1 protein-coding gene is annotated in these 357 nt (G+C 58.3%); it reads left to right on the top strand.

Annotation, left to right across the window (positions count from 1 at the left end):
* Nucleotides 1-206: hypothetical protein (locus AC1RO3_RS08870; RefSeq protein WP_481764060.1), on the top strand; the 206-nt coding region annotated here is incomplete at its 5' end.
* Nucleotides 207-357 lie beyond the last annotated feature (151 nt).

Raw genomic sequence — 357 nt, 5'->3', positions numbered from 1 at the left:
GTGTGATTGTGACGAAACGTCGGAGCGGTCTCACGTTCAACGACATCGAGGAAGGCGAGCTGTTCAAAATCGGAGCCAACATCCGCGTCCGTTTCGGAAACGACGGCTATCTCGTGTGGACATCACCGGATTCGGGCTCTGCCGATTTCCGACGCACGTTCAACGGCAGCGAAGGCGTTAACCGGGTCACGCGTGTCGAGTTCTAGGTGGAAGAGTGGGCGAACCTGAGATCGTGCGCCTACGTCAGGCCCTACGCCAGATAGTGGCGATGACGAGCCGCGCCGAAACGACAGTATCCGACGTGCGGGCTGTTGCCGTTTCTGCGTTCGTGGATACCATCATCGACAAGATTCCGAC

It is taken from the genome of Dellaglioa sp. CoH-57-MRSF-19, assembly GCF_056781975.1.
Note: the sequence above shows the minus strand (reverse complement) of the source record. Positions and strands in the feature narration are given on the sequence as shown.